The organism is Tsukamurella sp. PLM1, assembly GCF_023168325.1.
Lineage (GTDB): Bacteria > Actinomycetota > Actinomycetes > Mycobacteriales > Mycobacteriaceae > Tsukamurella.
The window spans coordinates 2,452,444-2,464,893 of record NZ_AP025688.1 but is presented as its reverse complement, the minus strand read 5'-3'; the positions used below and the strand labels follow the sequence as shown (position 1 = coordinate 2,464,893).

Annotated in this window: 13 protein-coding genes and 3 pseudogenes; 13 read left to right on the top strand and 3 right to left on the bottom strand. The window is 72.4% G+C overall.

Annotated features, from left to right (window positions below):
- Positions 1–105 precede the first annotated feature (105 nt).
- Both MTP03_RS12745 and MTP03_RS12740 read left to right on the top strand, forming a co-directional pair.
- Entirely contained in the window at positions 106–477 is a 372-nt protein-coding gene (locus tag MTP03_RS12745; protein ID WP_248488614.1) for a helix-turn-helix domain-containing protein, read from the top strand.
- 84 nt (positions 478–561) lie between these two features.
- Positions 562–906, top strand: a complete 345-nt coding sequence (locus MTP03_RS12740) for a helix-turn-helix domain-containing protein (RefSeq protein WP_248488613.1) — start codon at positions 562–564, stop codon at positions 904–906.
- A gap of 75 nt (positions 907–981) precedes the next feature.
- Here MTP03_RS12740 and MTP03_RS12735 read toward each other — a convergent pair whose 3' ends face one another.
- From MTP03_RS12735 to MTP03_RS12725, 3 genes and pseudogenes are all read right to left on the bottom strand, one after another.
- Positions 982–1,368, bottom strand: coding sequence for a hemophore-related protein (locus MTP03_RS12735; protein ID WP_248488612.1), 387 nt, complete (start codon positions 1,366–1,368; stop codon positions 982–984).
- Between the two features lie 29 nt (positions 1,369–1,397).
- Complete coding sequence (locus MTP03_RS12730; protein ID WP_248492152.1) at positions 1,398–1,583, bottom strand: hemophore-related protein; 186 nt, start codon at positions 1,581–1,583, stop codon at positions 1,398–1,400.
- Between the two features lie 331 nt (positions 1,584–1,914).
- Positions 1,915–2,699 (bottom strand): annotated as a pseudogene (locus MTP03_RS12725) (class I SAM-dependent methyltransferase).
- A 91-nt stretch (positions 2,700–2,790) separates the two neighbouring features.
- Between MTP03_RS12725 and MTP03_RS12720 the strand changes: the two are divergent.
- The 11 genes and pseudogenes from MTP03_RS12720 (at position 2,791) to MTP03_RS12670 (ending at position 12,416) form a co-directional block, all read left to right on the top strand.
- Positions 2,791–3,600 carry a hypothetical protein gene (locus MTP03_RS12720; RefSeq protein WP_248488611.1) on the top strand — a complete coding sequence of 270 codons (810 nt, stop codon included), beginning with the start codon at positions 2,791–2,793 and terminating at the stop codon, positions 3,598–3,600.
- A 118-nt stretch (positions 3,601–3,718) separates the two neighbouring features.
- Positions 3,719–4,078, top strand: a complete 360-nt coding sequence (locus MTP03_RS12715) for a hypothetical protein (RefSeq protein WP_248488610.1) — start codon at positions 3,719–3,721, stop codon at positions 4,076–4,078.
- Positions 4,075–4,896, top strand: coding sequence for a hypothetical protein (locus MTP03_RS12710; RefSeq protein ID WP_248488609.1), 822 nt, complete (start codon positions 4,075–4,077; stop codon positions 4,894–4,896). Before MTP03_RS12715 ends, MTP03_RS12710 begins: the two co-directional genes overlap by 4 nt.
- A 7-nt stretch (positions 4,897–4,903) precedes the next feature.
- Entirely contained in the window at positions 4,904–6,010 is a 1,107-nt protein-coding gene (locus tag MTP03_RS12705; protein ID WP_248488608.1) for a DUF4132 domain-containing protein, read from the top strand.
- Positions 6,007–7,088 (top strand): annotated as a pseudogene (locus MTP03_RS23780) (AAA family ATPase). Before MTP03_RS12705 ends, MTP03_RS23780 begins: the two are co-directional and overlap by 4 nt.
- Positions 7,089–7,090: 2 nt before the next feature.
- Positions 7,091–7,690 (top strand): annotated as a pseudogene (locus MTP03_RS12690) (DUF5682 family protein); the annotation flags it as partial.
- A complete protein-coding gene (locus tag MTP03_RS12685) occupies positions 7,660–9,051 on the top strand; it encodes a DUF5682 family protein (RefSeq protein ID WP_256465145.1) in 1,392 nt (463 codons plus the stop codon). The pseudogene MTP03_RS12690 and the gene MTP03_RS12685, both read left to right, overlap by 31 nt.
- A gap of 14 nt (positions 9,052–9,065) precedes the next feature.
- Positions 9,066–9,368, top strand: coding sequence for a DUF5682 family protein (locus MTP03_RS22805; RefSeq protein ID WP_371820754.1), 303 nt, complete (start codon positions 9,066–9,068; stop codon positions 9,366–9,368).
- Positions 9,365–10,501, top strand: a complete 1,137-nt coding sequence (locus tag MTP03_RS12680) for a VWA domain-containing protein (RefSeq protein WP_248488604.1) — start codon at positions 9,365–9,367, stop codon at positions 10,499–10,501. The genes MTP03_RS22805 and MTP03_RS12680 overlap by 4 nt, the downstream gene beginning before the upstream one ends.
- On the top strand, positions 10,465–11,868 hold the full coding sequence (locus MTP03_RS12675) for a hypothetical protein (protein ID WP_248488603.1): 1,404 nt from the start codon (positions 10,465–10,467) through the stop codon (positions 11,866–11,868). The genes MTP03_RS12680 and MTP03_RS12675 overlap by 37 nt, the downstream gene beginning before the upstream one ends.
- A complete protein-coding gene (locus MTP03_RS12670) occupies positions 11,811–12,416 on the top strand; it encodes a hypothetical protein (protein WP_248488602.1) in 606 nt (201 codons plus the stop codon). Before MTP03_RS12675 ends, MTP03_RS12670 begins: the two co-directional genes overlap by 58 nt.
- Positions 12,417–12,450 lie beyond the last annotated feature (34 nt).

The following is a 12,450-nucleotide window of genomic DNA, read 5'->3' as shown; positions in this document are numbered from 1 at the left end:
AATCGTGTCGTCCGCACGTCTCTGATCCGCCATCGGCTTCGCCTCCCCACGAGTGCACAACATGTGAGGCAGACATTACGTTGTGCATCCGACAACCTGGATCAGGTGGATCGTCCCGACTTGAGTTGGAGCACGTACTCCGACTCCTTCGCGTTCCGGGTCGCGACCCTGCGCGCCGGACTGGGGATGACGCAGGACGAACTGGCCGAGCGCTCGGGATTGAGCCGTGGCGCGATCCAGGGCGCCGAGTACGGTCGCGGCGGCCGCCCCGGCGAGTTCAAGAACCCGACACTGAGGACGGTGTACCAGCTCGCGAGAGGTCTGGGTGTGCGGCCGATCGATCTGCTTCCCGACGGTGATCGGCAGGTACAGATCAGGTCGCCCGAGCAGGAATCGCTGGCCGCGAGGGCCGGGGTCGAGGAGGTGTTGGCCGACGTGGTCCGGCAGCGCCTCGGTCGAGACTCCGTCGACTCGTGATGTGACATGAAACATCGTGCGCTGCAACCAAATGCACAACGTGTAGGGCAGACAATGTGATGTGCATCCGGCACCGTGGATCGGGTGAGCGGCGGGGAGATCGAGTGGGGCACCTATGGTGATTCCCTCGGCCGCCGCCTGGTGACGGTGCGCAAGGCGCGCGGCCTGTCGCAGGAGAAGCTCGCCGAGCTGGCGGGGATCCACCGCAACCAGGTCTCGAACATCGAACGCAACGTCAGCTCGAACGACGGCGTCTCGGATCCGCACATGTCGACGGTGTACCGCCTCGCGGCCGCCCTTGACGTGCCGCCGTCGATGCTGCTGCCGGACCTGGATCGACGCGTGCTCAGCCGCTCGCCGGAACAGGAGACGGCCGAGGCGGTGTCGGCGGTCGAGACCGCGTTGCTCGCGGCCCTCGAGAGTCACTGACCGCGGGCCTTCCGGCTGTACGACGCGAATCGGCGGCCCGCGCGATGCGCGGGCCGCCGATCGGTGGAGCAGGGGTTACTTGGCCTTCTTGGCCGTGCCGCAGGTGCGGTACGCGTCCGCGAGGGCGTTGCGCACGTTCTGCTGCTCGGCGAAGATCCCGAAGCCCGCGGCCGAACCGGTGAACACCAGTGCGGCCAGCTGGAACTGGCGGGTGGCCGGATCGCCCGTGGCGATGTCGGCGAACTGCTTGGTGCCACCGGTCACCTGGTCGAGCTTGGCCACCAGGCCCGGCGACGAGCGGTCGATCGCGGTGCGCAGCTGCCCCACGTTGCACGACGTGCCGGGCACGGCGCGCGACAGGTTGGGGTCCGCCGGCTTCGGGGCGGCGGTGGCGAGCAGGGCGCCCGCCAGGGCGATGGCGCCGGTGATGGCGACGGTGGCGGCGGTACGGCGGAAGGTCATGCGGGCCTCTCGGGGGATTCTGTTGTGGATCAGTACTTGTCGCAGGTCGCGATGACCTTGGCGATCTTCGCGTCGATGTCGGCGCGGTTCTCGCGGTAGTAGGTCGCGGCTGCGGGGTTGTCCTTGGTCAGCTTGTCGATGATCTTCTGCCGGTCCTCGGGCTTCGCCGTGAGGAGCTCGGTGGCCTGGGCGCGGCCGCCCGGCGTGGCGTCCATGACGGCGATCGCCTCGGGAGCGACGACCTGGGTGGCGCGCTCGACCTGGGCGACGGTGCACTTGGTGCCGGGGACCTTGTCGTTCGGCGCGGCGGAGGCGACGGCGGGGATCAGTGCGACGGCACCCGCGAGGGCGGCGACGGCGGCGGCGATGCGCGTCCGGTTCATGTCTGTCTCCTGTTCTGGGACCGTCTCGACGAGCGGCCCACGTTCGACGACTGCCCCGGCGAGACTACCGGGCCGACAGGAACGAGGAAAGCGCACGCGGGGTGAAGAACAACCCGGCGCACGGTGACCGCTACCCCTGTTCAGGCCGGTCGAGGGGCGATACTCACTGCGGCTTCTCGCACACGAAGATCGCGGTGCCGGGGAAGATCGCGCCGCGCAGCGGCTCCATTGCCCCCATTCCTCGGTGAACCCCTCCGGCCACTCCGGCTCGATCACATCGACCGCCCGCAGGCCCGCCCCGACGATCTCGCGGATCCGGTCGCCCATCGTGCGGTGGTGCTCGACGTAGGTCGGCGTACCGTCGTCGTCCGTCTCGACGTACGGGGACCGGTCGAAGTAGGAGAGGGTCGCGACCAGGCCGTCGGGGCCGGGGTCGTCGAGGAACATCCAGCGCATCGGGTGGTTCACGGAGAACACGAAGCGTCCGCCCGGCCGCAGCACCCGGTGCGCCTCGCGCATCACCCGCGCCGAATCGGCGACGAACGGGATGCCGCCGAAGGCCGAGCAGACGACGTCGACGGCACCGTCGGGAACCGGGAGGTCCTCGGCCCCCGCCTGGACCAGGAGCGGGTTGTCGCCGCGCACGTGGGGGAGGCCTCGGCGCAGCATTCCGGCCGAGACGTCGATCCCGATCACCGTGGCGCCCCGGGTCGCGAGCCAGCGTGCGCACGGGGCGCTCCTGCAGCCGATCTCGAGGGCGACGGTTCCGGGCCCGACGGTGCCGAGCAGGCCCAGTTCGGATTCGCGGAGCCCCTCGGGGCACCAGACGAACTCCCCGTCGGCCGTATCGACGCCCAGGAACGCGGCGTGCTCCTCGTGGTAGGCCGCGGCGTCCGAGTCCCACCAGGAGCGGTTCGCGGCCTCGGAGCCTGCGCTGTCGTGCCGCATGTCCGGTTTGGGGCGGTAGGTCACCCGTCGACTCTAGTCGTCACGTCCTACAGTCCAGTCTCCTGGATCGCAGATCCGCTAACATCGACCCATGGGTGGAGGCATCAGCGTGGAGGATGAGTTCCAGGTTCCGCCGTCGGTCCGGCGCGCGATGCTGGCCTGGCGAGGCGAGACGGACGGGGTTCGGACGTTGCCGAGGATCGCGGCCGACGCCACGGAGCCGCTGCCCGGTGCGTTCGCCACGGCGGTTGATCACCCGGGCAGCGACCCGGAGCTGGTCGCCGCAGCGCAGCGATTCCTGGCGGGTGAACCGGATGTCGACGGCGCTGCGGTGGCCCTGTACTTGCAGTCGAACCAGTATCACGAGACCTCGGGCCCCGCGCTGCTGGAGCATCTGATCGCTGTCCACGGCCTCGCGTTCGCGGTCGACGCAGCGTTGCGGACGACCACGTTCTGGATCGACACGGTGTGGACCAGCCCCACCAGGGACGCCCTGGTGCGTCACGACGGAGGCTACGGCGCGTACCGGCTGGTGAATTACCTGCCCGTCATTCGCGACGTCGCGGCCCGGGCGACCGACGAGGATTACGCCGCGGTGGTTCAGGCGTGCCGCCGCTTCGACGGCAGCGACCTCGGGCGCATGTACGCCGCGTTCCTGTGCTCCGACCAGGACGACCTGGTGGCGCGCGTGGGCGGTGACATCGGAGAAACGGAGTTGGTCCCTGCGTTCGCGCACACCGTCGAGCACCTCGTCCACGCCACGCGGTCGTTCACCGACTACTCGCGGGCCAACCCGCGGCGGTCCTGCGGACCGCGTTCGTGCGCATGGGGCCGGCCGTGCTGCCCTACTTCGTCGAGGTCTCGCAGCAGACGACGTTCAAGCCGATCGTGGCGCTGGTGATCGACCTCGCCGCGCACCTGCCCACCGACGACGCGGCCGCGTTCGTGCTGCGCGAGCACGCGCGCGGAACCGAGGGCCTGCGCACCCTGATCGAGCGCTTCCCCGGCGCACCCTGCGCGTGCTGGTCGCCGGCGGCGACACGGCGCTGCTCCGCGACGTGGTGGTGCGCAACGTCGACGCCGTGCGTGCGGTGCTCGCTGATCTCGATCCGGACACAGCCGGGACCGTCCGCGCCGTGCTCGACACCGTGCGGGTGTTGCCCGACGCGGGACCCGAGGACGTTCCCGACCTGTTGCGCACGCCGCCCTGGACGCTGCCGCGCACGAAGCCCACCGTTGTTACCGGGTGCAGGTCGAGGACCGACCCTCGTTCGACGGTGCCCCGCCCCGGCTGCCCGAACATGAGATGGACTGGATCCGATCGCTCGCCCGGCATATGCCGCCATCGGTACCCACTGCGCAGGGCGCCGGTCGCGTGACCGATTGGAGCATGTTCCGGGCCGTCGCCTACAGCCTCCCGGCGGCGGAGCTGGAAGCGCTCGTGACGGACCTCGACGTCCGGTCTGCGCCGAGCTACTACCTGGACCCCGCTGTCACCGTCGCCGCGAACAGGTTGGGGGTCGGGGCCTATCCGCTGGTGGTGGCCGCGAGCCGCAGGATCGGCGAGGGCGCGGCGGCCGCCGAGGCGTACTTGGGAGCAGAGCTCACCACGATCATGGCTGAACTCGCACAGGGCAAGGGCGCCCGCCGAGCCACCGGCCGAGAGTGGCTGCATCACCACGGGCCTGAGGCCGTGCGCTACCTCGTGCCGGCCGCGGTCGGGAAGGTGAACAAAGCGCGGGCCACCGCTCAGGCTGCCCTGAGGTTCATCGCGGATGCGCACGGCGCCGACGCGGTCCGCGCGGGCGCCGCCGAGTTCGATGCGCCGGTGCGGGCCGCGATCGACGCGCTCCTCGACACCGACCCGGCCACCGAGCTGCCGGCTCGGATGCCGGTGTCGCCGCCGTGGCTCAATCCCGCGGGCCTACCCCAACTCGTCCTCGCCGACGGCGCCAGGGCGGTACCGCGCGGCGATGCCGTGCACCTGGTCACGATGCTGCAGCTCTCCGACGACGAACGGCCCTACGTGGGCATCGACCGCGTGCGCGCCGGCCTCGACCCGGAGTCCGCGGCGGCGTTCGCGTGGGAGGTTTTCGAGCAGTGGCTCGCAGGGGAGCACCGCCGAAGGACGCCTGGGTACTCGCGGGCCTGGGGTGGCTCGGCGACGACGACACCGCCCGGCGACTCGCGCCGATGATCGCGAAGTGGCCGGGGAGAGCCAACACAAGCGCGCCGTGGCGGGCCTGGGCGTGCTCGCCGCGATCGGCACCGATGTCGCGCTGATGCAGCTGCACCGAATCTCGCTGCGGGTCAAGTTCAAGGCGCTCAAGGAGCGCGCCCAGGAACGGATCGCCGAGATCGCCGAGGGACTGCGGCTGACCACCGACGAACTGGCCGACCGCCTCGTCCCCGACTTCGGCCTCGCCGCAGACGGCACCCTCGTGCTCGACTTCGGGCCGCGCGCGTTCGTCGTCGGGTTCGACGAGCAGCTGCGCCCCACCATTGCCGACGACACCGGTAAACCGCGCAAGTCGCTGCCGAAGCCCGCGGCCTCCGACGATGCGGAGCTCGCCGCCGCGGCGACCAAGGCCTTCGCGGCGCTGAAGAAGGACGTGCGCACCGCGGCGAGCGACCAGGTCGCCCGGCTGGAGGCGGCGTTGCGCGCGCAGCGCCGATGGTCGGCGGGCGACTTCCGGACGTACCTGCTCGAGCACCCGCTGCTCGTGCATCTCGTGCGTCGCCTGCTGTGGGGCGTGTACCCCGATCATGACGCGGCGAGCGCACCGTCGACCGCGTTCCGGGTGGCGGAGGACCGGACTTTCGCCGATGTGGACGACGAGACGTACAACCTGCCCGATGACTCCGTGATCGGGCTCGTGCACCCGCTGCACCTCGACGCGGACGTCCTCGCCGCGTGGTCGGAGGTGTTCGCCGACTACGAACTGCTGCAGCCGTTCCCGCAGCTGGGGCGACCGGTGATCGCGCTCACTGAGGAGCAGCGTGCGGCCTCCGACCTCGTCGCGGACTTTCGCGTGACGGCACCCACCCGGGCCTTCCTCGGTCTCACCAAAGCCGGGTGGAACCGCGGCGCACCCATGGATGCGGGCGTCGAGGAGGACATGTGGATCGCCGCGGGCGAGCGTCGGGTCACCCTCGGACTCGACCAGGGCATCGTCGTGGGTGATCCCGACGCGCTCGGCGAGGAACAGACCGTTACCGGGATCACCGTCGACGAGGGCGTGTTCGGTGACCTGCCCGCCATCGCCGTGAGCGAGCTTCTCGCCGCGCTGCAGCGGATCGGCACCCGGTGACCCACGAGCAGGTGCAGCGCCCACCCGCCGAGGTGCGGTACGCCGCCGAACTGGCGGAGCTCGCGGCGGGGGACACCGCGCAGCGCCCGCCGGGCTGGGCGCTGAGCCTGCGCGCCGCCCGCACGTTCATCGTCGGCGACGGTGCCGGCATCACCCGCAAGTTCGTGGGCGATATCGCCCTCATCGAACGTGCCCTGGTGACCCTGGCCACCGGCCGTGGCCTCATGCTGATCGGCGATCCGGGGACCGCGAAATCGCTGCTCTCGGAGCTGATCTCCGCCGCCGTGAGCGGCGCCTCCACGCTCACCGTCCAGGGCAGCGCGGCCACGACCGAGGACCAGATCCGTTACGGCTGGAACTACGCGCTGCTACTCAGCGAGGGGCCCAGCGAGGCATCGCTCGTGCCCGCACCGCTGCTCACGGCGATGCGCGAGGGGCGGCTCGTGCGGTTCGAGGAGATCACCCGCTGCGCCCCGAGGTGCAGGACACGCTGCTGTCCGTGCTGTCCGATCGGGTTCTCGCCGTGCCCGAGCTCGGCGCGGCCGGACAGTTCTTCGCCCGTCCCGGCTTCAACGTGATCGCCACCGCCAACACCCGCGATCGGGGGGTCAACGAGATGAGCGCCGCGCTCAAGCGCCGCTTCAACTTCGAGACCGTGTTCCCGATCCGGAACTTCGACACCGAGTTGGCCCTGGTGCGGTCCGAGGTGACGACACTGCTGCGCGAGTCGGGAGTGCCCGTCGACCCCGAGCCCGACCTCACCGGCGCCCTGGTCACGCTGTTCCGGGAACTGCGCGAGGGCCGAACCGCCGAGGGGCGCGCCGTCGACGCGCCCCGCGCCACCATGAGCACGGCGGAAGCGATCACCGTCGGCCATGCCATCGGGGTGAGCGGCTGGTACCTGCACGAACGCCCCGGTGACGCCGCCGATCTCGTGGCGGCCCTCGCCGGCACCGCAGCGAAGGACAACGCCGACGACGTGGTGAAGATCCGCCGCTACCTCGACGGCCTGTCGGCACGCACCGGCGACGTGTGGGCCCGCCTGCACGCCGAGCGGCACCGCCTGCCGGAGGGCTGAACATGCCTGCGGCGGATGGGGCCGTGCGCCTACTGGGCGTGCGCCACCACAGCCCCGCGTGCGCCCGATCGGTCCGTGATTCGATCCTCGAGGGCCGCCCCGCGCGCGTCCTGATCGAGGGACCCGCCGACTTCACCGATCGAATCGGCGAACTGCTGCTCGGCCACACGCCGCCGGTCGCGCTCTACAGCTACCTTCGCACCGACGAGCGTTCCGTCGCCTCCTACGCGCCGTTCTGCGAGCACTCGCCGGAGTGGGTCGCGCTGCACGCGGCGAAACAGGTGGGGGCGGAGACGATCTTCATCGACCTGCCGGCTTGGCACCCCGCGTTCGACGGCCGTGCCAACCGCTACGGCGACGCCGAACGTCGGTACGCCGCGGCGATGGACCGGCTGTGCGCCGCGTTCGCCGTCGATTCCGTGGACGCGCTGTGGGACCATCTCGTGGAACTGCCCGCGGAGAGGATGACGACCGAGGCTCTGCGCGAGCGGCTCGACGGCTACTTCGAGGCACTGCGCGGCAACACCGCCGCGTCACCGTCCGACGCTGAGCGGGAGAGCTACATGCTCGAATGGATCCGTTGGGCACGGGCGTTGCCCGGCGACACGTTCGTGGTGACCGGCGGATTCCATCGGCCGGCCCTGCTGCGCGGTTTGTCCGAACCCCTCGCCTCGCCGCCTACCCGCCCGCGGGTGCCGGCACCCCGCAGCAGCCCGACGGCGGCGCGCCCCGCCGCGGGACGTACGTGATCCCGTACAGCGACCGACGGCTCGACGCGTTTGGTGGCTACCAGTCGGGGATGCCGTCGCCGGGGTACTACCGCTGGCTGTGGCGCGGCGATGCCGCATCGGCCGCGGAAGCCGCGGTGCGGGGCGTCGTGGCGCGGCTGCGCACCGCGGGCCTTCCGGTGTCGTCGGCCGACCTCGTCGCGGCGGGGACCCTGAGCCGTGGGCTCGCAGACCTTCGCGGCCACCGCACCCCGAGCCGCACGGACGTGCTCGACGGGCTGGTGGGGGCGCTCATCGCCGACGACCTGCCGGCACCCCCGCCGTGGATCACGCGCGGCGCGATCGCGGACGGCGCCCACCCGGCCATCACCGCGATGGTCCAGGTACTCACCGGTGACGCCGTCGGACGCCTGCACCCGGACACCCCGACGCCGCCGCTCGTGGGCGCCGTCGAGGCCGAGCTGGCCGCCCTGGGCCTCTCGGACGGCGAGCACCACCTCGATCTCGGTGACCCGCGGGATCAACGCCGCAGCGCGGCCCTGCACCGCCTGCGCATCCTCGGCATTCCCGGCCCGCGTCTCGACGACGGCCTCGGCTCGGTCACTCACGTGCGGCTCGCCGAGCGATGGACCCTGCGGCGCGGCGACGACTGGCGACCCGCCCTCATCGAGGCCGGCGCACACGGTCCCGGACCGGCGGAGGCGGCGGCGTTCGTCCTGCGTGACCGGCTGCACGACGCCGACCTCGCGGCGCTCGCGGGTGTGCTGTTCGATGCGCTGCTGTGCGCGCTCGGCGACCTCGTGGCGGACGTACTCGGCGGCGCCACAGGTCTCATCGACAGTGCGCACGACCTGGCCGGTCTCGCCCGGGTGGGCCGCACCGCGTTGGCCCTGTGGCGGCACGGGGAGGCGTTCGCCGCGGCCCACGAGACCGCGTTGCTGGCCCTGGCGGCGGCGGCCGCCGATCACGCCGCGGACCTGCTTTACGACACCGTGCACGGCGGTCGGGCTCCCGAGGGAGCGGGCGAGGCAGTCGTGCTGATCCGCGACCTCGCCCGCCACGGCGACCGCGCCGACCGGACCGACCTGATCGGCGATGTGGCAGCGCTCGCCGTGAGTTCCGCGCCCCGCTCGTGCGCGGCGCGTGCACAGGCCTCGGCTGGTCACTCGGCACCGTCGACGCGACCACCACGACCGCCAGGCGCCCCGGCCCCGACGGTCTCGGCGACTGGCTGACGGGACTGTTCACAGTGGCCAGGCAGGAGGCGCTCGACGATCAGGATCTGCTGCGCGCCATCGACGGCGAGCTCGCAGACATGACCCACGACGAGTTCCTCCGCGCGCTGCCCGCGTTGCGGGAGGCCTTCGAACACTTCCCGCCTCGCGAACGGGAACGCATCGCCCAGACGGTGCTCGCGGTGCGCGGACATCGCCCCGACCGCCACACGGCCCGTGAGTTGCTGCGCGCACAGTCGGACCCGGTCGCCGCCGCGCACGCCGCCCAGCAGGAGGCCCGCATCGTCGCCGAACTGGACGCGGACGGCCTGCGATGAGCGACGAGCAGACCCTGACCCGCTGGCGCCTGGTGCTCGGCGAGCCCGCGGATGCCTGCGCGGACCTGTCCGACGTCGACCGTGCTCGCGACGCCGCGATCGACTGGCTGTACGGCACCGACCCCGACCGGGAGCGCCGCGGCGTGCGCCGCTCCGGCGGCCGGGGCAGCTCCACCGTGGACCCCGTGACCTGGCTCGACGACATCGCGACACTGTTCCCGCGGGAGACGGTGGAGCGGCTGCAGCGCGATGCCATCGAGCGCTTCGAGATCGTCGACATCCTCACCGATTCCGCGGCGCTGCAGCGGGCCGAACCGAGCCGGGCCCTGCTGCGGGCCGTGCTGCGCACCAAGCACCTGATGAACCCCGACGTGCTCACCGCGGCCCGCCGCATCGTCGAGCAGGTCGTGTCCGAACTCCTGGAACGCCTGCGGCCGGAGCTGCGGGCGAGCTTCCACGGCACCACCTCGCCGCGCCGCGCCCGGACCGGCCGGGCAGCCGACTTCGACTGGCGATCGACGATCGCGCGGAACCTGCGGCACTACGACCCCGCCACCGGTGCCCTCCCGATCCAGCGCCCCGTGTTCGGGGAGCGCACCACCCGGCACCTGCAGTCGTGGCAGGTGGTGCTGCTGGTCGATCAGTCCGGGTCCATGGTCGATTCGGTGATCCACGCCGCGGTGACCGCCGCGTGCCTGTGGTCGATGCCCGGCGTGCGGCCGCACCTCGTGGCCTTCGACACCGCCGTGGTCGACCTCACCGATGACGTGACCGATCCCGTGGAACTGCTGATGCGGGTGCAGCTCGGCGGGGGCACCGACATCGCCCGGGCCGTGGCCCACGGCGCCTCGCTGGTCACCGAGCCGCGCCGGTCCATCGTGGTGCTGATCAGCGATCTGTACGAGGGCGGCAGCTCCTACATGCTGCTGCGGACCGTGGGGGAGCTCGTCGCGCAGGGCACCGTGGTGCTCGTGCTCCCCGCACTCGACGCCGACGCGGCACCCGCGTACGACCGCGAGCTCGCCCAGCGGCTGGCCGATCTGGGCGCGCACGTGGGCGCAATGACGCCCTCCCACCTGGCACTCTTCGTGGCGGAGTGCCTGGCCGGGCGGCCGCCGGGGGCGGCGTCCTGATGGGCCGCCCCGATCTCGCGCCGCTCACCGAGGAGACTCTCGCGGCCCTGACCAATCGCGGCCTGGTGAAGCGGGCGGTGAAGGAACTCGCCGCCGGCGCGCTCACCGGGCGTGCTGAGGAAGCCGACGGTGCGCTCGTCGGGGAGTTCGGGGACGTGCGGACGGTCCTCCCGCCAGCGGGGATCGACGCTGCGCGCTGCACCTGCGGGGCGAGTGGGGTGTGCCGGCACGTGGTCATGCTGGTGCTGGCGGCACGGGCCGAGGGTGCCGAGCAGCCGGCGCCTCCGACGCAACCGTGGTCGCCCGCGACGTTCGACGACGATGCCCTGCGGGCCCGCTTCGGGGAGAGGGCGGTGCGCCGGGCCGCGACGGTGCGACGGTCCGGCATCGACGCCGTCGTTCGGCGCGGAGCCCGGCCGAGCGTCGTCCTGCCGACGGCGACGGTGATCTTCCTGTCCGCCGGCGACCCCGGGCTCGTGCTGCGCGACGCCGTCGCCGACGACGTGCCACATCTGGCGTGCCTCGCGGTCTGGTCGTTCCGGGAGGCGGACGGTGCCGCGGCCGCCGCCGGTGACCGGGTCGAGGTGCGTCTGACCGCCGGCACCGCGGCGACCGCGTCGTTCACCCCGCCGCCGCGGCTCGACGGCCTCGCCGAACGGCTCCTGCGGAGCGGTTGCGCGGATGCCGACCCGGTGCTCGTGGCGGCGGTGGCCGCCGCCGCGGCGCAAGCCCGCGTTGAGGGCCGGGTATGGCTCGCCGACGTGTGCGACGACATCGTCGACCAGTGGCGGGCCTACGCCGATCGTTCGGCCGTGCACGATCCGCTGCGCGCCGCGGGCCTGCTGGCGGAGCTGTGGGCCCGCCTCCGCGCTGCGACCGTGCCCGGGGCTGTGATCGCGCGGATCGTCGGCGCCGATACAGCGGGGGACACCCGCCTGCGGACCGCGACGCTGATCGGGCTCGGTGCCCGCGTGCGTGCCACTGGTAGATCCGCCATGGTCGAGGTGTTCCTCGCGCACCGCGACGGGGTGCTCGTGGCCGGTCAGCGCTGGACCTCACCGGACGACGCGCCGTTGCGTGGGTCCGACCTCGCCCAGCGGCGCCTCGGTGGCACTGCGCTGAGCACGCTCGCTGCCTCGAGCGTGGTCTCGCAATCGCTGAGTCGCGCCCCTAACGGGCGGGTCCGGTTCGGCCGGGGGCGAGTGGGGCCGCCTCCGTTCTCCCCGTCGGCGACGGCTGGGATCGGCTGCCCACCGGACTCGCCTTCGACGATGCGGTTGCCCTCCGCGAGCACTTGCGGACCCGGCCGATGCCGCTGCTCCGCGCACGACTCGCGGCGGACGGCCTGGTCGTTCTCCGCGGCCTGACCGCCCGCTCGGTGCGGTACTCGCCCGGGGCACAGGTGCTGACGGTGGAGGCCTACGATCGCACCGGCGCCGCGGTGGTGATCGAGCGCGAGCACCGCGCGGAGGTGCCCGGCGCGCTCGCGGCGCTCGCAGCGGCAGCGACCGACGGGATGTCACTGCAGGTCGCTGGATTCGCCCTCGTGCGGGGCGGGACGGTGTGCGTCGATCCGGTGGCGGTCCGGACGCCGGTGGGCACCTTCGTACTCGACCTTGCCGACGATGCCGCCGACGAGAGAGTCGGACCGGTGGGTGGGCCATACGACGGCGGGGTGTGCCGTGCGGTGTTCGAGGTGCTGGCGGAGGTCGCCCACGTGGGCCTGGACGCGATGACAGCGGCACGGCGGCAGCGGCTGGGAGATGCGTCGGCGGCACTGCGCGCCGCCGGATTCGCGACCGCGGCCGGCGATGTCGCGGACGTCGCCGCAGCCGGAAGGCCCGAGGCGTGGTTGCGGGCGGCGACGCTGATCGTTGCTCTCGAGGAAACCGAATGGGGCGGTTTGCCCAGCTAGCGGGGCGTGGAGTAGCCTGGGACACGCGTGTGCC

What these genes read in the sequence shown, in the direction of transcription:
- MTP03_RS12735 (WP_248488612.1), bottom strand. Translation starts at nt 1,368, where the DNA reads ATGACCTTCCGCCGTACCGCCGCCACCGTCGCCATCACCGGCGCCATC.
- MTP03_RS12730 (WP_248492152.1), bottom strand. Translation starts at nt 1,583, where the DNA reads ATGGACGCCACGCCGGGCGGCCGCGCCCAGGCCACCGAGCTCCTCACG.
- MTP03_RS12720 (WP_248488611.1), top strand. Translation starts at nt 2,791, where the DNA reads ATGGGTGGAGGCATCAGCGTGGAGGATGAGTTCCAGGTTCCGCCGTCG.
- MTP03_RS12685 (WP_256465145.1), top strand. Translation starts at nt 7,660, where the DNA reads ATGGATCCGTTGGGCACGGGCGTTGCCCGGCGACACGTTCGTGGTGAC.
- MTP03_RS12680 (WP_248488604.1), top strand. Translation starts at nt 9,365, where the DNA reads ATGAGCGACGAGCAGACCCTGACCCGCTGGCGCCTGGTGCTCGGCGAG.
- MTP03_RS12670 (WP_248488602.1), top strand. Translation starts at nt 11,811, where the DNA reads ATGCCGCTGCTCCGCGCACGACTCGCGGCGGACGGCCTGGTCGTTCTC.